At 42.9% G+C, this 19604-nt stretch carries 20 protein-coding genes; 7 read left to right on the top strand and 13 right to left on the bottom strand.

Annotation, left to right across the window (positions count from 1 at the left end; genetic code table 11):
- The first annotated feature begins 105 nt into the window (after positions 1 to 105).
- The 6 genes from rpsU to trpE all read left to right on the top strand — a co-directional run bounded on the left by rpsU (position 106) and on the right by trpE (position 8054).
- Positions 106 to 321 carry a 30S ribosomal protein S21 gene (rpsU, locus tag LP107_RS11870; RefSeq protein ID WP_029104045.1) on the top strand — a complete coding sequence of 72 codons (216 nt, stop codon included), beginning with the start codon at positions 106 to 108 and terminating at the stop codon, positions 319 to 321.
- A gap of 235 nt (positions 322 to 556) precedes the next feature.
- The gene (locus LP107_RS11865; RefSeq protein WP_078274076.1) at positions 557 to 859 is read left to right on the top strand and encodes a hypothetical protein; all 303 of its coding nucleotides are present in this window, start codon (positions 557 to 559) and stop codon (positions 857 to 859) included.
- A 111-nt stretch (positions 860 to 970) separates the two neighbouring features.
- Positions 971 to 3865 carry a DNA polymerase I gene (polA, locus tag LP107_RS11860; RefSeq protein ID WP_078274077.1) on the top strand — a complete coding sequence of 965 codons (2895 nt, stop codon included), beginning with the start codon at positions 971 to 973 and terminating at the stop codon, positions 3863 to 3865.
- A 6-nt stretch (positions 3866 to 3871) separates the two neighbouring features.
- On the top strand, positions 3872 to 5593 hold the full coding sequence (locus tag LP107_RS11855) for a SulP family inorganic anion transporter (RefSeq protein ID WP_078274078.1): 1722 nt from the start codon (positions 3872 to 3874) through the stop codon (positions 5591 to 5593).
- Positions 5594 to 6123: 530 nt separating this feature from the next.
- A complete protein-coding gene (locus LP107_RS11850) occupies positions 6124 to 6450 on the top strand; it encodes a protein tyrosine phosphatase family protein (protein WP_029104049.1) in 327 nt (108 codons plus the stop codon).
- 92 nt (positions 6451 to 6542) lie between these two features.
- A complete protein-coding gene (gene trpE, locus LP107_RS11845) occupies positions 6543 to 8054 on the top strand; it encodes an anthranilate synthase component I (protein WP_078274079.1) in 1512 nt (503 codons plus the stop codon).
- On the opposite strand, the gene LP107_RS11840 is transcribed toward trpE, so the two are convergent.
- The 5 genes from LP107_RS11840 to LP107_RS11820 all read right to left on the bottom strand — a co-directional run bounded on the left by LP107_RS11840 (position 8049) and on the right by LP107_RS11820 (position 11981).
- Positions 8049 to 8306: a YkgJ family cysteine cluster protein gene (locus tag LP107_RS11840; RefSeq protein WP_078274080.1), complete on the bottom strand. Its 258-nt coding sequence runs from the start codon at positions 8304 to 8306 to the stop codon at positions 8049 to 8051. The two genes, trpE and LP107_RS11840, sit on opposite strands and share 6 nt — an antisense overlap.
- Complete coding sequence (locus LP107_RS11835; RefSeq protein ID WP_208624050.1) at positions 8299 to 8937, bottom strand: hypothetical protein; 639 nt, start codon at positions 8935 to 8937, stop codon at positions 8299 to 8301. The genes LP107_RS11840 and LP107_RS11835 overlap by 8 nt, the downstream gene beginning before the upstream one ends.
- A gap of 89 nt (positions 8938 to 9026) precedes the next feature.
- The gene (locus LP107_RS11830) at positions 9027 to 9935 is read right to left on the bottom strand and encodes a hypothetical protein (RefSeq protein WP_208624049.1); all 909 of its coding nucleotides are present in this window, start codon (positions 9933 to 9935) and stop codon (positions 9027 to 9029) included.
- 61 nt (positions 9936 to 9996) lie between these two features.
- The gene (locus tag LP107_RS11825) at positions 9997 to 11055 is read right to left on the bottom strand and encodes a chemotaxis protein (protein WP_078274082.1); all 1059 of its coding nucleotides are present in this window, start codon (positions 11053 to 11055) and stop codon (positions 9997 to 9999) included.
- Between the two features lie 50 nt (positions 11056 to 11105).
- Positions 11106 to 11981, bottom strand: coding sequence for a helix-turn-helix transcriptional regulator (locus tag LP107_RS11820; protein WP_078274083.1), 876 nt, complete (start codon positions 11979 to 11981; stop codon positions 11106 to 11108).
- Positions 11982 to 12119: 138 nt separating this feature from the next.
- Here LP107_RS11820 and LP107_RS11815 point away from each other — a divergent pair, with 138 nt between their 5' ends.
- A complete protein-coding gene (locus tag LP107_RS11815) occupies positions 12120 to 12359 on the top strand; it encodes a helix-turn-helix domain-containing protein (RefSeq protein WP_078274084.1) in 240 nt (79 codons plus the stop codon).
- Between the two features lie 291 nt (positions 12360 to 12650).
- On the opposite strand, the gene LP107_RS11810 is transcribed toward LP107_RS11815, so the two are convergent.
- From LP107_RS11810 to LP107_RS11775, 8 genes are all read right to left on the bottom strand, one after another.
- Entirely contained in the window at positions 12651 to 13817 is a 1167-nt protein-coding gene (locus LP107_RS11810) for an AI-2E family transporter (RefSeq protein ID WP_078274085.1), read from the bottom strand.
- A 171-nt stretch (positions 13818 to 13988) separates the two neighbouring features.
- Positions 13989 to 14318, bottom strand: coding sequence for an HNH endonuclease (locus tag LP107_RS11805; protein ID WP_208624048.1), 330 nt, complete (start codon positions 14316 to 14318; stop codon positions 13989 to 13991).
- Entirely contained in the window at positions 14291 to 15022 is a 732-nt protein-coding gene (locus LP107_RS11800; RefSeq protein WP_112742614.1) for a hypothetical protein, read from the bottom strand. Before LP107_RS11800 ends, LP107_RS11805 begins: the two co-directional genes overlap by 28 nt.
- 51 nt (positions 15023 to 15073) lie before the next feature.
- Positions 15074 to 15535: a YaiI/YqxD family protein gene (locus LP107_RS11795; protein WP_078274087.1), complete on the bottom strand. Its 462-nt coding sequence runs from the start codon at positions 15533 to 15535 to the stop codon at positions 15074 to 15076.
- Positions 15532 to 16260, bottom strand: a complete 729-nt coding sequence (locus LP107_RS11790) for a Fic family protein (protein WP_078274088.1) — start codon at positions 16258 to 16260, stop codon at positions 15532 to 15534. Before LP107_RS11790 ends, LP107_RS11795 begins: the two co-directional genes overlap by 4 nt.
- Before the next feature lie 259 nt (positions 16261 to 16519).
- Positions 16520 to 17680 (bottom strand): 5-(carboxyamino)imidazole ribonucleotide synthase, encoded by a 1161-nt coding sequence (locus tag LP107_RS11785; RefSeq protein ID WP_078274090.1) that lies wholly within the window; start codon positions 17678 to 17680, stop codon positions 16520 to 16522.
- Positions 17681 to 17816: 136 nt separating this feature from the next.
- Positions 17817 to 18359, bottom strand: a complete 543-nt coding sequence (gene purE / locus LP107_RS11780) for a 5-(carboxyamino)imidazole ribonucleotide mutase (protein ID WP_078274091.1) — start codon at positions 18357 to 18359, stop codon at positions 17817 to 17819.
- A gap of 234 nt (positions 18360 to 18593) precedes the next feature.
- Positions 18594 to 19517, bottom strand: coding sequence for a metallophosphoesterase (locus LP107_RS11775; protein WP_264676089.1), 924 nt, complete (start codon positions 19515 to 19517; stop codon positions 18594 to 18596).
- Between the last annotated feature and the right edge of the window lie 87 nt (positions 19518 to 19604).

Raw genomic sequence — 19604 nt, 5'->3', positions numbered from 1 at the left:
ACACCTTGTTCCAATTTGAGCTGATGCCTACGCCAAGACCGTACCAGCTAATTATAATATACAGCCAAATTGATGTCTTAGTTGTCTTGATAATCGGAGTAAACCATGCCCTTAGTAAAGGTCAAAGAAAACGAACCTGTTGATATTGCGATTCGTCGCTTCAAACGTGCTTGCGAAAAAGCAGGCGTTCTGGCTGACGTACGTAAAAAAGAATTTTATGAAAAACCAACCCAAGAGCGTAAGCGTAAAAAAGCCGCTGCGGTCAAGCGTTATAAGAAAAAAGTATGGCGTGAACAAGCACGCACTGTGCGTAAATACTAATCAGTATTTCGCCACGAAAAGCACTCATATTTGGGTGCTTTTTCTTTTGGCTTGCTATCTTATTTTAAAAAAATCTATTTGCACAGATTTCCTAATCATAGTCATTCATCAAACTTGATAGAAAATTTTACAATTTGTTACAAATTGCTTAAACTCATGACAGTTACGCCTTGTACAATACGAAATATTTGATTTACTTAATTATTGTGTTTTGTTTTTTTAATGGGAGTTCACCATGAAATCATTTTTTACCCCTGCTCTTATTTTATCCGCTTTAACTTTGTCCGCCTGTGTTGCGCCCATTGATACACCAAATACAGGGGCGGTTGTCGTGCCTGTACCTGTGGGCGTGCCTGTGCTTGTCAAAGAAAATAAAGACAGTGTTCATGTCTGCAAAGTCAAAGCCTTTACCGAAACTTACCGCGCCGAAAACACCAGTCGTGGCAAGACTCGCCTAGATGTACTCAAACAATGCCGAGCCGAGCACCATGAGATGTTTTGCCGTGATGAAGACGTGGAATGCACCGAATATGACTAAACGGTAAATCTAAGCCCTGAGCATCAGGGCTTTTTTATGGGAAAATTTTCCCTAATTTTCCTTTTTTGGGTATAATAGTTCAAATTTTATATCAAAAAAGTTATTAAAATCATGACCTACACCGACATCCCCAACCTTGCCACTTTTGACACGTCCGCCATTGATAAATCCAAACCACCTGTCATTCTCGTGGACGGCTCGTATTATCTATTTCGCTGTTTTCACGGTATGCCCCTACTATCCAACCAAGACGGCTTGCCCACCAATGCCACTCGTGGTGTGCTAAATGCCTTGGGCAAGCTCATCAAAAAATACAAGCCCACCCACATGGCGGTCGCTTTTGATACCAAAGCCCCCACCTTTCGCCACGAATTATCGGACGCTTATAAGGCTCACCGTCCGCCGATGGACGATGATTTGCGAGTGCAGATTCCGTATATTCATGATTTGATTGAAAAATTGGGCATTTCCCTCATCAAAATTGACGGTTTTGAAGCGGACGACATCATCGGCACGCTTGCTCACACCGCTTGCCAAAACGGCTATCCTGTCGTCATCTCCACAGGCGACAAGGACATGGCACAGCTGGTTAATGACTGTGTGATTTTGGAAGACAGTTTTAAGGACAAAATCACGGACTTACAGGGCGTATTTGACAAATTTGGCGTACACAACACCCAAATCGCCGATTATCTCACGCTCATGGGCGACTCATCGGACGGCATTGCAGGCATTCCTAAGGTTGGGGCGAAGACGGCAAGCAAGTTATTGACCGAATATGGCGATATTGACGGCATTTTGGCAAATCTTGCCAATATCAAAGGCATGGTTGGGCAAAAAATATACGAACATCAAGGCGAAATCCCCCTAAATCGCACCCTTGCCACGATTGTTACCAATCTAGAACTGCCCATTTCATTTGACGAATTAAGATTAGACAATGACAAACAGACACAAATAAAACGTGCCAAAGCGTTATATGAGTTATTTAAGACATTAGAATTTAAAAAAGAAATGGCGGAGCAGTTGGCATTATTAAAAATGGCGGAGTTGCCTGTTACTGATGATTTATTTAATAATGACAATGCCGATAATGAATTAAACAATCCTTTTGATGATAATTTGGCGGATAACAGCGATGAATTAACCGTTAAACCCTTACCCATTAAACAAGGTACTTATAAAACCATAAATAGCCTTGATGAATTTCATAAGCTTATTGATAAATTAAAGAGTGTGCCTTATTTTGCCATTGATACCGAGACGACTAGCATTGACTGGCAAAAGGCAGAGTTGGTTGGGGTATCTATCGCTACAACCAATTATGAAGGCTATTATATCCCTGTGGGACATACGGGCGATTTTGATATTTTGCTTGATAATCAATTAGATAGGGACTTTGTTTTAAATGAGTTAAAACCCATTTTAGAAAATCAGAGTATCGGCAAAATCGGACAGCATATTAAATACGACAGTCATGTTTTTAAAAAATATGGCATTGAGCTAAATAATTGGCATATGGATACCATGTTAACCAGTTATGTCATCAATGGCGTGGCGACACGGCATAACATGGACGATTTGGCACGACACTATCTGGGCGTAAATACCACCACCTTTGAAGACGTGGCAGGTAAAGGGGCAAAACAGCTTAGCTTTGATAAAGTGGACATGGACAAGGCAAGCGATTATGCGTGCGAAGATGCGGACATTACGTATCGCTTGTTTAGTGTGTTTGACGAGTATTTACAAAAAGATACTAATGCCAATAGCCTTTTGCACAAATTAGAAATCCCCACCGCCCAAATCTTAGCCCAAATGGAGCATGACGGCATTTTGATAAAGACCGAATTTTTGGGTAAATTATCGCTTGCTTTTGACAATCAAATCAGTCAATTAGAACAAAAAGCCTTTGAGCTGGCGGGCGAGAGCTTTAACGTGGCAAGCCCCAAACAGCTTGGCGAGATCTTGTTTGACAAATTAGGCATATCAGGCGGTAAAAAAACCAAAACAGGGCAATATTCCACATCGGAGGCGACCCTTGCCAAGATTGACCACCCGCTTGTGGACGTGGTGCTAGAACACAGAAGTCTGTCCAAGCTCAAAAGCACCTATACGGACGCTCTTGCCAAAGTCGCTGACAAACAGGGGCGAGTGCATACTAGCTATCACCAAGCCTTGACGAGTACAGGGCGACTGTCGTCATCAGACCCCAACCTACAAAATATCCCCATTCGCACCGACACAGGGCGACTCATTCGTGAAGCCTTTATCGCGCCGACAGGGCGTGTGATTATGGCGGCGGATTATTCGCAGATTGAGCTGCGGCTCATGGCTCATTTTAGTGGCGATGAGAGTTTGATTAATGCCTTTAAAAACAACCTAGACATTCACACCGCCACCGCTGCCGAGATTATGGGTAAGGAGCTATCAGACGTAACGCCAAACGAGAGACGTTCAGCAAAGGCGGTGAATTTTGGGCTACTATACGGCATGGGCGTGTTTGGGCTTGCCAAACAGCTTGGCGTAGAAAACGGCGTGGCAAAGGACTACATCAAGCGGTATTTTGCCCGTTATCCTGCCATACATGATTACATGGAAAATACCAAAAGTTACGCCAAATCAACAGGTTATGTTACCACCATTTTAGGACGTAAGCTCTACGCTCCCGACATCAACTCATCAAACGCCATGATAAGACAAGGGGCGGAGCGGGCAAGCATTAACGCCCCACTACAAGGCTCTGCCGCCGAAATCATCAAACTTGCCATGATAGCCGTGGATAAAATCCTACCCAAAGACCATGCCAAACTTTTGCTACAAGTGCATGATGAATTGGTATTTGAAGTCGATAGCGATAAGGCGGACGAGATAGGCGAGCTTATCAAAACCGCCATGCAAAACGTACTGACCGACACCGCCAAAAGCTTAGGCTGGGACGTCGATTTTGCCGTGCCACTTGTTGTGGAGATTGGCGTGGGGGAGAATTGGGAGAAGGCTCACTGATACGCCATGCCAAGACGACTACGTTCAATGCTCGCCTCCACATGGCTCTCCCCCTTATTGGCAGAGCCAAAGCGTGCCTTGCCTGAGCTTAGTACAGGGCTGATGATGGCGGTGCTGGTCATTCCTCAAAGTTTGGGCTATGCACTGCTGGCAGGGCTGCCGCCTGTCATGGGGCTATACAGTGCCATCGTGCCAACGATGGTGTATGCCTATGTTGGTTCAAGCTCGGTCAATGCCGTCGGGCCTGTTGCCATTACCGCCATTATGACATCAGGGGCGTTGTCGTCCTATGCGTTGGGGAGCTTGCAGTATCAGGCGATGGCGGTAACGCTTGCCCTGATGGTTGGCATGCTACTCATGCTCGCCCATGTGATACGTTTGGGCTGGATTATGCAGTTTGTCAGTCGTGGCGTGGCAAGTGGCTTTATCAGTGGGGCGTCTGTGCTGATTATCTTGGGGCAGTTAAAACATCTCATCGGCACGCCCTTATCAGGCGATGGACTCATTGACATGATGGGCAAGATGGCAGGGCAGGAGCGACTGTTTCATGCCCCGACTGCCATGTTGGGACTGGGGGCGTTGGGGCTACTCTTCATGAACCGCTACCGCCCCACACTCATGCACGGCGTGCTGTATCGCCTACTGCCTAAGTCCGCCCATGCTCACATCGCCCGTTTTTTTATCGTGGTACTCGTTGGTATCAGTATCATCATCGCTCGGCAGTATGACTTTGCCAATCTCGGCATTGCCACGCTCGCCCCCTTGCCGACACATCTGCCCCTGCCTGCCTTTCCTGTGGTTAGTCTAGACATCATCATCACACTACTGCCGTCTGCTCTGCTCATCGCACTCATCGCCTTTATATCCAGTGCCAGTGTGGCGGGCAATCTGGCACGCATTCGCCATGAGTCATTTGCTCCCAACCATGAGTTAAAAGGGCTGGGACTTGCCAACATCGCAAGTTCGCTCTTTGGCGGATTTGCCGTCTCAGGCGGTATCTCTCGCACCAGCATGAATGTCGCACTCGGAGCGAATACGCCCCTATCGTCCATGGTCTGTGCCATAGGCGTGCTGATTATTGCGTTATTTTTGGGGCAATTCATCACGGGGCTACCCTATGCGGTACTCTCTGCCATCATCATCACGTCCGCGATTGCCATGATTGATGTGGCAAGTTTTAGGGTTGCCCACGCCCAAGACAAAAGCGAAGCCTTAACCCTTGCCATGACTTTTGTGGCGTGCGTGGGCTTTGGGCTGAACATCGGGCTTATCACAGGGCTACTGGTCAGCTTTGCACTCATCATCTATCGCTCGCACCGTGTGCATATGGCGGTTGTGGGGCAGGTTGAGGGTAGCGAGCATTTTCGGAACATCCATCGCCATGACGTACAGACCTTTGATAACATGATACTCATTCGCATTGATGAGAGCCTGTATTTTGGCAATATCGCCACCGTCCGCACCGCCCTAGATGACATCTGCCGTGAGTATTCTACCGCTCGCCACATCGTCGTCATCATGACGGCGGTCAATCACGTGGATTTATCCGCCCAAGAAATGCTTGCCGACTTTAACCGCACACTCATCATGGATGACAAGCAATTACACTTTACCGAAATCAAAGGGCCCGTCATGGATGCTCTCATGCACACCCCTGTCATCACAGCACTAAGCGGTCAAGTGTTTTTAAGTACAGGTATGGCGGTAAACACCTTAAAAAATACTTGACAGCCTGCCAAATCCGCTGATAATCTTTTGAAAATTGAAAATTGAAAATTGAAAATTGAAAATTGAAAATTGAAAATTGAAAATTGAAAATTGAAAATTGAAAATTGAAAATTGAAAATTGAAAATTGAAAATTGAAAATTGAAAATTGAAAATTGAAAATTGAAAATTGAAAATTGAAAATTGAAAATTGAAAATTGAAAATTGAAAATTGAAAATTGAAAATTGAAAATTGAAAATTGAAAATTGAAAATTGAAAATTGAAAATTGAAAATTGAAAATTGAAAATTGAAAATTGAAAATTGAAAATTGAAAATTGAAAATTGAAAATTGAAAATTGAAAATTGAAAATTGAAAATTGAAAAATAGTCTGATTAAATTTTAATCAATTTTACACCCCTTATTCCAAAATTTTTAAAAATCCCCCAAATTTTAAAATTTTTTCATAAACTTATGCCAAATTGGCGTTGAACGTCCGTCTGTTTTTGGGTAAGATAAGTCCTATTATAAATCGCCAAGTATGGGGAATCACATGCACACAAACATCACATTGTATAAACAAATCTACCCTTGTCAATGCCAAGCCTTGTCCGAGCTGGGTTTTAAGAGTTTGATAAATTTGCGTTTTGATGATGAGATGGCAGGTCAGCCCAAGACTGCCGAGCTGTGCCAAAGTGCCGAGCAGGTTGGCTTGTCCTATCGTCATCTGCCCGTGGATGGCGAGAGTTTGCACTTGGAGACGGTGACGGCATTTGCCCATCTGTTGTCTGATTTGCCCAAGCCTGTCATGGTGTTTTGTGGGACGGGCAGCCGTGCCAAACGCCTGTATCAGTCGGCAGTGGTAAGTGGGCTGATTTGATGATGACCGCCAAGTGAGAGCTTAGGCGGTTTTTTTATTGTCTTTTGTCATGCGTTTTGGGTTATAATAATAAAAATTTTTTAGGACTTGTCATGCTATCTTTATCCAACTTTCACGCTCTTGCCGAGCAAGGCTACACCCACATTCCACTTATCAAAAAACGCTTAATGGACGATGCCACCCCTGTGTCGGTGTTTGCCAATTTGCGTAAATTTTTTGCGTCCGCCTATCTGTTTGAGTCGGTGGTGGGGGGCGAACGTTGGGCAAGATATTCCATGATTGGACTGGGTTCGGACATTACTATTGAGTATCATGACGACAAGGTGGTGGTAAAGGATGCTCGCAAGGACGAGACGACCACGCACGACACCGACCCCTTTGATTTTATCCGCACCTTTATGGCGGAGTACAAAACCCCAAGCCAAGATATCATGCCTGATTTGCCTGCATTTAGTGGCGGACTCGTGGGCTATTTTGGCTATGACATGATACGAGTGATTGAGCCGACTGTTGGCGTGTCAAACTCGCCCAATCCTTTGGCTCTGCCTGATATGTGGCTGACCCTATCATCGTCTGTCGTGGTATTTGACAACCTAGAACATACCCTATCTGTCGTGGTCTATGCGGACGTACAAGCCAAAGACGGCTACAAAAAGGCGGTCAAACAGCTTGATATTATTGAAAATCTACTCTCGCACAAGCCTGATTTGACCGTCAAAAAACAGCCCTTACCGCATTTTGTCTCGCAAACAGGGCAAAACAAATTCTGCACGGACGTAAACCGCATTAAGGAATACATCAAAGCAGGAGATGTCATGCAGGTGGTTCCCGCACAGCGACTGTCTGCTGAGTTTGAGGGAGATCCTTTGGCGGTGTATCGAGCCTTACGATACCTAAACCCTTCTCCATACTTATTTTTGATACAAGGCGAGCTTGCCAATGATGAGCCGTTTCACATCGTGGGGGCGTCGCCTGAGATTCTCTCTCGTATTGAGATGGTGGGTGATGAGCGTAAAGTTACCGTGCGACCTTTGGCAGGCACTCGCCGTCGTGGCGTGGATGCGGCAGAAGACTTGGCACTAGAAGCCGAGCTACTCTCCGACCAAAAAGAAATCGCTGAACATCTGATGCTCATTGACTTAGGGCGTAATGACATCGGCAAGGTGTGCGACATTGGCACGGTCAAGGTAACCAATAAAATGTTTATTGAACGCTACTCGCAGGTCATGCACATCGCCAGCAACGTAGAAGGTGTGGTGTCGGCTGATAAGGACGCTCTGGACGTGTTCTGTGCGACATTCCCAGCAGGCACGCTGTCAGGAGCTCCCAAAATCCGAGCCATGCAAATCATCGATGAGGTTGAGCCTGTTCGCCGTAGCGTGTTTGGTGGGGCGGTGGGCTATCTGGGCTGGTCGGGCAACATGGATACCGCCATTGCCATTCGCACCGCCGTGCTAAAAGACGGGCAAGTCCATATCCAAGCAGGGGCAGGCGTGGTGGCGGACTCCGACCCTGTGGCAGAGTGGGACGAAACCAACAAAAAAGCCCTCGCCATCGTCAAGGCAGTGGAGATGGCGTGCGGAGGACTTGTTGTTCAATCATAGTTTTTCGCAGATTTGCAGATTTAGCCGAACAAACTCGTCCCAGGCAATATGTTCGGCCAAGTGCTTTTTATAATAATTCTCTACCTGACAAATAAGTGGGCGGTCATCGTAAATCAAACACAGGTTGGTGTCATCATTAAAATGCTGACAAACACCATCGCCACGGTCTAAATAAGCAGTATGTTCACTTAGGTTGACATGGCGACAGCATTTGCCACAGGATGTGCATGGAAAAGGCGTGAGATTATCCATGGATCTTTTTGGCTTTGCTTTGTAGCCATGACATGGTGCTGTCGCCATCCCCCATTTCATAGGGTAATTCTATGCCACGCCTGTCTATTTCGGCTTGTAAGACTTGTCCTTTTTGGATTTCATTGCTGGCATGGCTAAGAGCGTTAGATAAATCCCTTAACTCTTGGGGGTTGAGATTAAACTCTATTTTGGCAAGATTGGTAACATAAGCATTTAGCTCAGCATTAATCTCTTTCATATGGTCTAAAAAGACATCATACTTATTTTTAAGACTGTTTAAAAACCCCCACACTTTTTTCATAGGGGAACTATAATCAATAAAATAAGCAGTGCCAACCATCAAAAGACCTGTAAATAATGCACTGATAAAAGCAGCAATCTCCGTGCCAAAAGGCATGGTTAAGACTGTCGCCAAATGCTGATTGAGCATAACGCCCAATATGGTAGAAACACTTGCAAAAATAGGTCGGGTAATCTCTCTCATCAAATCGCCAAATGCCAACTTTTGGGGATTTAATACCAACAGTTTGATGACTTGCACCAAGTTATTCCAGGATTCACGGATAAGTTTCCCCATTAATTTGGTACTGGTTAAGAAAATATTTAAAATGGTGTTGGTAATGCTAGACAAAACCCCAGCAATAAAGCTGTCTTTAAAGGTGTTTAGTACATCTTTAAATCTTAATTTTACCCTTTCAAAAATATTGTTTAAGGTATTTTTTAGTTCCCCCCCCAAAATATTTCAAGGCTAAAATTTATTTGACATTTCCTTAAAAGATTTGGCAGAGCTTCTTTTAATTCAAACCAAATTTCTGCCAATACCAAGCCTATCGCCTGTCTTGCTCCCATACGAAAGCCTTGGCTAGCAGCAGCCTTTGCGGTGTTTTTAAAAAATTTACTACTGGTGTAATAAGCCATACCAATTTCATGATTGTATTCAGCCCGTGCTTTCTTGTCAGTTTCAATCATGGCTTCTTTGTCAATATTTTGCAAAGCCTCCAAATCTTCCTTGGCTTGGCGTAAATTCTGTTTTAAATCCAAAACATCTTGACCGTGAGCATCTTTTGGAAGTTTTGCCAGTTGTTGCTCGTAGTTTTTAATTTTGGCTTCATAATTATTAATGCTTTTTGGTAAAACTTCATTCAAAAATTTTTCGGTAGAATGTTGTTTTTTGGCAATATTGATTTTGTCATAGGTGGATTGAAAGTTGCTATTTTGATTGGCAAGTTCTGAGCCGTCCAATCCTGCCAAAACTCTACCTGCATCATCATGAATTTCTTTGGCGGAGATAATATGGTCTAAATGACGTTTCTCGCCGTGTTTCATTGTGGTGTTACGGTAGGCATCATGCAATTTGCCCGATTGGTATTTTTGCTTATCTTCTCTGCCTTTGTTGATATAATTTTCATGCGAATGATAAGCGTGTGAATTGTAATCGCCACGATTTTCATAGGCAGAACGAGCTTCATCGGTTGCCCATATGCCTTGACGGGCATTGTGAATGGTATCTACATCACCGCCTTTTTTATCTTCAAATAATAAAAAGTCCAAACCGAAGGTTGTTACAAGGCTATGAGTAACAGTTTTGTTAAGCTCATTACGCCAATCAAAGTGTTGGGTGTTTGTCATTTGATTTCTCCAAGGGATAAGATGTCCTATGAGTTAGGACATCTTAAAGAGTAGCAAAGCGTTAATATTTTCTGGCATTGCTTGATGATGATTGCAGTTTATCGCTCATCTCTGCGGTATTTAGCACATTGCCATGCGGACCTTCTTCGAGTTGTGGTACATTATTTTCATCATATACAATTTCACCATTTTCTTTTTTTAATTTAAAAATTGGCGTTTGGATAATATCAGTCAAGATTGCCGCCAAAGCGTAACCATTATTGATTGATTGAATAATGGTATCTGTTTCCTTGATGGTATCCAATAAACCTTTTCTTATTAACTGTGCAGCCCGTTGCAAGTCTTTTAGATAATGTTTAAATTGGAGATAGATATTTTTGACGTTTAGGATAATGTTGAGAACATAAGCACGAGTATCGTTAAGATGTGCAATGGCAGCATCGGCATTGCTTTCATACTCAGCAACCTGCGTGCGAATTTCTTTGGCTTTTTCTAGGGCATCTTTGGCATGAGAGGCGAACGCCCAACCTGCTACAGCAATAACAGGGGCTGCTACTACACCGCTTAGAATCATCGCTCCACCAGCCATACCTAAGCCGCCTGCTGCCAGTGAGCCACCGCCAATAGCTGCCATTGTGGCGTTATAAGCTGCCGCACCTGACAGAGCAGCGATTGGTGTGCCTGTAGAGGCAGCGGCCAACGCCATGGTTCCGCCATAAACAGCATAGGCTGCTGCACCGCCGCCAATAGCAACCTTACTTGCATACGCAACCGAATTCATTGAAAGTGCTTTAATTTGATTTAATTTATATTTGGGCAAATTAATTTCTAAGTGCCTATTCGAGTGTTGGTTGAGCTTATTTGATAACTCATCAGCTAATTCTTCAAAGGTTTTAAAGTCCTGTCCAATCGTTAGATAAAGCTCGCCCAACTGATTAATTTTTCCTTCGGTTAATTCATTGGCTTCTTCTAACTCTGATTTTTTAAGGTCATATCTGTATTTGGCATTTTCTACAATATCATCGGCTTCACTTTTGTCTTGATAGCCGTCATAGGCTTTTTTAGCACCAGTAGCTGCGGTGGCAATGGCGATACCGCCTAGGATAAATGGTAATGGCATGGTTAGTTTCCTTATAAAAATGCTGATATTCAGCGGGGTTAAAATAAATTCTAATCTAAATATGACCTTAGTTCACTCTCCAACCTATCCTGCCAGTCTTTTGGCTCGATAATGGTCAAATGCGGTATCCAACACCGTATAATGGGCGATAATTCATCATAATGCCAAACCGTGCTTTGTATAAGCCAGTCGCCATTGGCTTGTTTGGCGATAATGGATTGTTTGGGTAAAATCTGTCTTTGCTGAAAATAGGATATGACCTTTTGACTGACATTGATAAGAACGGTCATCTCTTGTTGCCCAAGCCAAATGCTGTCATCGTTATTGATGAGCGTATCAATTTTATCATTGCTATCAAAGCATTCTTTTCTGATGATCAAATCAACAATTTTACTTAACCGATAACTTTTTAGTTGGTCATTTTCCACACCTGCCAAATACCAAAATCCTTCTTTAAAAATTAGTTTGTAAGGATAAATGGTACGCTCTTTATTATCATAACGGCAGTGTATGATTTGGCGATTATTGATAGCACTGTCTAACTGCTTCATCATTTCATCAAATGCTTGACTGTTTTCATAGGCATAATGATGAATATGATATGAGCTGTCCGACTTTTGTTTAATTAGCTCCCTTAAAAAACCAATATCCATATTTGGCAACAAATGATGAATACCGATGAGTTTAATCAGCTCGCCAAATTCTTTGTGGGTTAAATCAAATCGTCGGCTATTATCCAAAGACACGACCCCACGGTCACGCACCAACGGCAGATAGCACTCCATGCGATTCAAATCACGGCGAATGGTTTTGTCGCACACGCCATATTCGTCCGCCAGAGCCTTGGTGTTTAGGCGTTCGTTGCTGTTTAGACGGATAAAGATGTCGGCAAATCTGTCCGCCAGTCGTTCATGCTTGTTGCTCATGAGCTGTCAAATAAATTCCTTGTGGTGCGTTATCACTTTATGCCAAGAGCAATGAGCGAATAAACGTATTGTACCTATTTTGGATAAATTCGTCAATATGGTGTAAATAGGTCTATTATTTTCCATGAGTTCATGGTAATGACCAGAAGTATTCACACCGCCCAGATGATAGCCTTGCGAGCGTGGCTGTATGACGCACGCACCGCCCAAAACTTACCCATGCGGACGCTTGCCGAGCGACTTGACCGCCCGCATTCGTTCGTCCAGCGGGTGGAGAATGGCGACCGCCGTCTTGATGTGGTGGAATTTATCCAGTATTGTCAAGCACTAGGTATTGACCCAAAGGTGGGGTTTGACCTAGTGTTGCGGACAGAATAAGTCATGACATGGACAGGTTGTGTCCTTATTGATGGCAGATGTGTGATTTGTGATGTATTTTTGGGTATAAAATCCCCAAAAACATCTGGATTTTGGGGTACGGTTAATAAATGCTTTTTGGCATAGATGTGCAAAAATAGCCGGTCTATATATCTAAAACTGGTTCTGGTTCAAAAAGTATGCTACAAAGAAAACCGTTCGTGGTGAGATAAGTTGAACCATAACGGTTTTCCTACCCGCAGGCAAGCTCAGGGCGAACGGAAAACTGGTTTTTTAGGAAGTTTAATTTATCTAATTTTCCAATTTCTCTGTATCCAAGACAGGCTTGGGCGTTGGGGTGTCGGCAAGTAAGGCTTTGCCGTCCGCCACAGGGACAATGCTGTCTTTGGGGGTAAAAATCTCATTTTTGTGCTGACTTATCCACTCTCGCCACACCGCCAAGCCAATCGCCAGCACCACAGGCCCGATGAACAGCCCCACAAACCCAAATGCCGTCAATCCTCCAAGCACGCCGATAAAGATGATGATAAAGGGAATTTTGGTCGCCCCACTAATCACAATCGGACGAATAAGATTATCCACCCAACTAATGACAAGCGTCCCCCACAGGGCAAGCCCAATGCCTTCTGCTGTATGCCCCTGAGTGAGTAGCCACACCGCCACACCGCCCCACGCAAAGGGCGTGCCAAAGGGGATGAGTGCCACAACAAAGGTAAGAAGTGTGAGCAAAATGGGGTTTGGGGCGTTGGCAAAAGCATAGCCCACCCCTGCCAAAATCGCCTGAGCCAGTGCCGTCAATCCAATGCCATACACCACCGCTTGCGTGGTCGCCCCCACCGAGTCGATGTAGTCGTCAATGCGGTCGCCGATGATGTTTTTCATGGCTTGACGGATTTGGTGAACTAGACTTTTGCCGTCCCGATAAAAGAAAAACAGGGTCATCAGAGCCATACCAAGTTTGGCAAGGTTTTTTAGCACCGCATCAAACGCCATTTTGCCATAATACAAATGCGACTGCATCCACGTTCGCACCGTCTCCATGGTCGCCTCAGGGTTTTTGTTAATCTCCCAAAGCGTGTCCTTAATCGTCTGCCCGATGACAGGTAAGTTCTTGATTTGACTAGGTAAATCCAAATAGCCTGCTTGCAGTCGGCGAATTACCGTACCAACAAAACTTACCACTTCATGTTGCAAATAAAACACGCCCACAATCAGTGGAATGCCAATCATGAGCGAGATACAAAAAGTCATCAAAAACGCACTAAAACTAGGGCTTAGGCGGACCTTGGTGTGAAAAAAAGTATAAACAGGAAAAGTAACATACGCCAAAATCCCTGCCCACAACGCTGGCACGATAAAAAATTGCACCACTTTAAAGCACAGCACAATCAAGATAACAAGCAAAGTCAAGGCGAGCAGGCGTTGTAAGACGAGTTCTTTATTCCATTGTTCAATCATAGTTTTGGCGTAAAAATGCGTAAAAAGTGTTATGAATGGGGGATATTATGCCAAAATTTTGACAAAAACGCATGGGAATTTTGTGGTGTTTGCGTGTTTATGTTGCTGAATTTTGATGACTCAACCAAAACAATTTAAATGCACACTTAAAATCACCACACCAATCTAGCATCATGAACTCTTTCTCAAATCCGCATCATTCTTATTGCTTTTGCCGATATTGCAAATATGGCAAAGTGTTTGGTAGTTTTCATAAGTATCCGTCCCGCCAATCGAGCGTGGAATAATGTGGTCAATATGCAAAATCACATCATCATGAACCGTGCGACCACACGAAACGCATTTCCAATTATCTCTTTGAAAAACCCGCCAACGAATAGAAGGCATAACTTTAAAATGTTGTTCTGCATTTTGAATTAAAACAGTCTGATTGATAATTGGTTTTTGACAACTTGTTTGTATGGTATTATCTGTCAGTAGCCATTGATTGAGTTTTTCCAATAAATCATTAAAACGAATTTTATTGCCCTTAGCAATTTGTATATAACTGTCATAAATGAGGTAAAATATAAAAAATTTCTAATAAGTGTATATATTGTATTTTCTTGAATGGGATAATGAATATTTTGACCAATAAAACTCATATCAATAATATCATTATTTTTTACAAAGGACAAATGTTCGGGTATGGTTAATAAAGGATTTTGATTATCAATATAATCCAGTTGCATACCTGACAACAACAATAAAGAAGTGATTTTTTCTTGATGATTGAAATGAAATTTTAGTAATTTATCAAAAGAGTTTTTATTAAGATTTTTTAACCAACCGTTTTCTAATAATAATTGAATGCCATTTTCCGTTGCAATAAATCCCAAACGAAATGGTAAAACCATAATAGATTTGCTATTTTTATTAGCAAACCCATTCCATTTATCTGCACGCTGTCCGCCAATGCCAGCAAACACCTGCATATAATCAATATCAAAATCATTCATTCTTTGATTGCGAAAGTTTGGATATTTGTTAATGATTGAATCTTGAAAGACATTAATATCATAAACTTCATTGATTTTGGTAGTACAATGTTGAATAAGAGCTTGTAATCTTGGTAATAAGGAATTTTTTAAGGCGTTGGCTTTTAAAAATAAATCATCAACCAAAAATAAATTGGCATCATCATTATTAAAATTAAATATTTTCAATATCGGTTAAAATCATATAAAATCACCAATCATTTTAATTAAATTTTACTTTTATTTGTTGGTTGGTTTGACCAGCCGATTTAACCCATTGGCAAAGGCTTGTTTGTCCTTATCGCCATAGGGTTTTTGTCCGCCCATATCGGTAGGGTCTAAGACACCAGTGCCACGCAAGGATTCCATAAAATCACGCACGTTTAATTTGGGTTTGATGTTATTGGGGGTAAGCTCTTCGCCTTGTGATGTCAAAACTTTTGCTCCTTTGGTCAGCACTTTATCGGCAAGGGGAATATCTGATGTAATCACCAAATCACCCACGCCCACATTATCTACAATAAAATTATCCGCCATATCAAAACCTTGACTGACCACCACCGACTTTAAATAAGGTGATGGCGGTAATTTGACATAAGCATTTGCCACAAAAATCGCCTGCACCTGTGTGCGACCCGCGGTTTTGATAATCAGCTCTTTGGCGATGGTGGGAATGGCGTCTGCGTCTATGTAAATAATCATACTATCCCCAACTTTTGATAAACCCCAAACCCCTCCATCATACAGTCGTGAATTAGGGTCAAAAATTTATGGCGGTTGCCTGTGGTTGCCCAGTCATCAATCGCCTCATAATAGGCAAGGCGTTTGTCCACTGTGATAACACAAGGCGGGTAGCCGTGTTTGATAAGTTCAAGATTTAACAAAAGCCGAGCAGTCCGCCCATTGCCATCAATAAAGGGGTGAATAATCACAAAATCCGTATGGAGCTGGCACGCCTTTTCTATAGGGTGTAAATTTGTCTTGGTCTCATACCACGCCATAAGCCCGCCCATTCGTTCATTTAACAAAAAATGCTCAGGCGGTGTGTGGCTTGCCCCTGTGATGATGACATTGGCACACCGATACCGCCCTGCATTGTCTGGGTCAATGTTTTTTAGTACCAAGCCGTGTAGGTTTTTGATGTGCCATTCGCTTAGGGGTTCATTTTTATCACAAAGTTCATAGACATAATCAATCGCCTCTTTGTGATTAATCGCCTCAAAATGCTCACGCAATGCCTTACCGCCCACCGTAATGCCTTCTAGCACGACTTTGGTTTCAAGCAAAGTCAGCGTATTGCCCTCAATGGCATTGCTGTGGTAAGTCCAGCGAATTGTCAAATCTTCTGCCAAACTTTTGACCAAATGAGATGGCAAGGGGCGGTTATTATCAAGGGCGGATTTTAGGCGGTCAATGTCGGTAAACATATCATCTCATGATTTTAAATTTTTAAAAAACTCTCTTAAACTTTTGTTTAAAAATTTGGTAGTATCTATAAAATTGAGAGTAAACATTATTGCAATTGAGACAAAAAGAAGTTTATTTACCATTTCAGAAAAATGCTGACCAAAATTAACCAAAATTAAAAATAAAATAAGACCAATCCAAAATGGATATCGTTGCATTATTACCCTCCAATTGGTCTATCAATAAAATCAATAAACCAATTATTTTCAATAATGTAAATCACATTCCAAGCTTATTCGGCAACAGCCCCACCACCTTTTCCACCGTCTCGGTAAGTTTCTCGCTGTCGGTTGGCATTATGGTAATGTGGGCGATTTTGCGTCCGTGTCGTTCTTCTTTGTCATAGCCGTGATAATGCACGCCGTCAAGGGTAAGCACTTCGCTGATATTGGGATATTCGCCAATAACATTGAGCATTACAGACGGCCCCGCAATGCTGGTATCGCCCAAGGGCAAACCTGCCACCGCCCGCATATGGTTTTCAAATTGGCTACACACCGCCCCCTCAATGCTCCAATGCCCAGAATTATGTACACGGGGAGCGATTTCGTTGGCAATCAGCCCTTTGTCCGTAACAAACAATTCTAAGGTCAAAACACCGACATAATTTAAATGTTCCAAGAGTTTTTTGATATTACTTTGGGCTTGTTCGGTCAAATTCTCTACATTGGGGGCAGGGGCTTCTGTTTTGGCAAGAATGCCATTGTGATGGACATTTTCCACCAAAGGATAATAGCGGATTTCGCCTTGCTTTGAGCGAACGGCGATGATGGAAACTTCACGGCTAAAATTGATAAACCCTTCGGCAATTAAGGGGGTAGTTTCACACGCCTTGCCCAGCTCGTCCCAAGCGGTTTTGATGTCGGTTTCACTTCTAATGACAAATTGCCCTTTGCCGTCATAACCACCCCGAGTGGTTTTTAACACAAGGGGCAAGCCTAATTTGTCGCACGCATTTTGTAATTCATCAAACGAATTGACCGCCAAAAATGGCACGGTGTCAATGGCGAGCGTATTAAACAAATTCTTTTCATTTAAGCGGTCTTGGGCGATAAATAGGGCGTGAGCAGGCGGAAACAGTCCGACCGTTTGCTCCAAAACTTTGGCACTGTTTAAGGGCGTATTTTCAAATTCTAAGGTATAAGTGTCGCAGGCTTTGGCAAATTCATCAAACTGCTGACTGCTATACACCTTACCCAAAAGGCGAGCAGGACAGTTGGGAGCGTCTTCTAGGAACACACAGCGAATGCCAAGTGGCAAGGCACTTTGGGCAAGCATTAAGCCTAGTTGCCCACCGCCTAGAATGCCGATGGTTTTGACGGGGTGTTTGGAGTGATTGACGCTATAAAAATTGGCGATGGAGATGGGGGTGTTTGGCATAGGGGTTCTCAATTTGGTTTTTGGTGTTTTAGAGTTAATACAGAATAAGGGCGGTTTGTAAGGTGCGTACCACGCACCATTAAAGTCCAAATCCCAAAAGGTGCATCATACACACCTGACGGTTTCTTTGACGAATTTAACCAATAATCCCCGGAACAGGATTATCCAAAATACTTTGTGTTTGTTTGGCACGAAATTCAGAGACTTTTTGCCCTAATTTGTCATCAGAAATGGCAAGCATTTGCACCGCCAAAAGCCCTGCATTGTACGCCCCTGCCGTACCGATGGCAAGCGTTCCCACCGCCACGCCTTTGGGCATTTGTACGATGGACAAAAGACTGTCCCAACCGCTTAACATGCTTGATTTGACAGGCACGCCAAGCACAGGCAAATCTGTCTGGCTGGCACACATTCCCGGCAGGTGAGCCGCCCCGCCTGCCCCTGCGATGATGACGGACAAGCCACGAGATTTGGCGGTTTTGGCATAATCAAAGAGTTTGTCAGGCGTGCGGTGGGCAGAGACCACTTCGCATTCAAAGGGGACGCCAAAATCCGCCAAAATCTGTGCCGTCTCACACATGGTCGCCCAATCGGACTGACTGCCCATGATGATACCGACTTTTGGGGTGCCGTCTGGCGATGAAATGGGGGCAGGGTTTGGGGCGTGGGCGTTTGACATGATAATCCTTAAAATGGCTAAAATGGTTGAAAAAAGTATTATAGCAAATATTGGGGCGAATGCTAAGGGTGTGGGGAAATTTAATCTTTAAAAAATTTGGTATGGTTAATCTAAATAAAATTGTTAAAGTAAATTATAGATTTTGGGGTGAATAAATCATTATTGTATGTCTGTATTCTAAAATAAACCCATTAAAATTATTAGGATAATTTTAAACAAAATTCCCCAGATCATTTACCCCACAAATTGCACAAAATTATCATCATCTAATATCGGATTATTGGTATCAAATTGATAAGCGGTTAAATGACCACCCCTGCCTGCCGAATAATCAATACACACGATTTTATCGGATAAAATCGTGGGCTTACCATGTAACCAATAATGCCCGATAAATATTGGTTTGTTGGTTGTAACGCTAAATGCCAATAATTCATCAGACAAATCATTAAGATAAATCTCAGGCAAATCATTGGCAAATAGCGTTTTGTCAATGGATTTATTTTGCCAATCGTCTATCCACCATTTGACACGATCATTTGTGCGGACAATGCCTGTTTTGTCGGTCATGGTTAAGCCAGTCGGCAGGGGGCTTTCTATGCCTTTTAATAAATGTTTTATGGCATAATAAGGCTTGGTGTTTCTTTTGCCTGTGAGCTGTAAGGCATTGGGGGTTAGTTTATTATTATGAAGTAGGGGTGTTAATATCTGTATGCTATATTTGTCATAGCAGGCGTGAATGCAAATGAAGTCGTCTAATTCTATCCATAATGGCAATTCATAAAACCGCTGTATCCAATATCTATGCAACTCGCTATCAAATCCTACTTCATCAATAAAGGCTTTGTGCTGAAAGTTATTATTGTCGGTATGCGGACGTAGATATTTGCCATTGTCATTTTGGGTAGCGTAGCATATGGCATTGTATTCGTGATTGCCCATGACGGCAAGAGCCTCATTATTATCAATCATATCAAAAACGATTTGGAGTGTGGCTAATTGCTGATTACCCCTATCAATAAAATCACCCATAAAAATCGCTTGATGACCGTGCGGGGCGATATAACTTGTGCCATTATGAGTATAGCCCAATTTATCAAGCAATCCTGTTAATTTGTCGGCGTGTCCGTGAATGTCGCCAATGATGTCGTAAATCATAAATTTGCCCTACACCAAAATTTTGCAAAAGTTAAAAACCAATTTTTAAACCCACCGATGATTATAACAAAAATTTTTGGCAAATTT

Origin of the sequence: Moraxella bovis, assembly GCF_025985205.1 — a bacterium.
GTDB classification, from domain to species: domain Bacteria; phylum Pseudomonadota; class Gammaproteobacteria; order Pseudomonadales; family Moraxellaceae; genus Moraxella; species Moraxella bovis.
This window is presented reverse-complemented; position numbering and strand designations above follow the sequence as displayed.

Excerpts from the sequence above, each read along its gene's own strand:
- LP107_RS11810 (WP_078274085.1), bottom strand. The coding sequence starts at position 13,817 with ATGATTGAACAATGGAATAAAGAACTCGTCTTACAACGCCTGCTCGCC.
- LP107_RS11785 (WP_078274090.1), bottom strand. The coding sequence starts at position 17,680 with ATGCCAAACACCCCCATCTCCATCGCCAATTTTTATAGCGTCAATCAC.
- LP107_RS11815 (WP_078274084.1), top strand. The coding sequence starts at position 12,120 with ATGACCAGAAGTATTCACACCGCCCAGATGATAGCCTTGCGAGCGTGG.
- LP107_RS11840 (WP_078274080.1), bottom strand. The coding sequence starts at position 8,306 with ATGGATAATCTCACGCCTTTTCCATGCACATCCTGTGGCAAATGCTGT.
- LP107_RS11850 (WP_029104049.1), top strand. The coding sequence starts at position 6,124 with ATGCACACAAACATCACATTGTATAAACAAATCTACCCTTGTCAATGC.
- LP107_RS11825 (WP_078274082.1), bottom strand. The coding sequence starts at position 11,055 with ATGCCATTACCATTTATCCTAGGCGGTATCGCCATTGCCACCGCAGCT.
- LP107_RS11855 (WP_078274078.1), top strand. The coding sequence starts at position 3,872 with ATGCCAAGACGACTACGTTCAATGCTCGCCTCCACATGGCTCTCCCCC.
- trpE (WP_078274079.1), top strand. The coding sequence starts at position 6,543 with ATGCTATCTTTATCCAACTTTCACGCTCTTGCCGAGCAAGGCTACACC.
- LP107_RS11795 (WP_078274087.1), bottom strand. The coding sequence starts at position 15,535 with ATGATTATTTACATAGACGCAGACGCCATTCCCACCATCGCCAAAGAG.
- LP107_RS11775 (WP_264676089.1), bottom strand. The coding sequence starts at position 19,517 with ATGATTTACGACATCATTGGCGACATTCACGGACACGCCGACAAATTA.
- LP107_RS11820 (WP_078274083.1), bottom strand. The coding sequence starts at position 11,981 with ATGAGCAACAAGCATGAACGACTGGCGGACAGATTTGCCGACATCTTT.
- LP107_RS11865 (WP_078274076.1), top strand. The coding sequence starts at position 557 with ATGAAATCATTTTTTACCCCTGCTCTTATTTTATCCGCTTTAACTTTG.
- LP107_RS11830 (WP_208624049.1), bottom strand. The coding sequence starts at position 9,935 with ATGACAAACACCCAACACTTTGATTGGCGTAATGAGCTTAACAAAACT.
- rpsU (WP_029104045.1), top strand. The coding sequence starts at position 106 with ATGCCCTTAGTAAAGGTCAAAGAAAACGAACCTGTTGATATTGCGATT.
- polA (WP_078274077.1), top strand. The coding sequence starts at position 971 with ATGACCTACACCGACATCCCCAACCTTGCCACTTTTGACACGTCCGCC.
- purE (WP_078274091.1), bottom strand. The coding sequence starts at position 18,359 with ATGTCAAACGCCCACGCCCCAAACCCTGCCCCCATTTCATCGCCAGAC.
- LP107_RS11790 (WP_078274088.1), bottom strand. The coding sequence starts at position 16,260 with ATGTTTACCGACATTGACCGCCTAAAATCCGCCCTTGATAATAACCGC.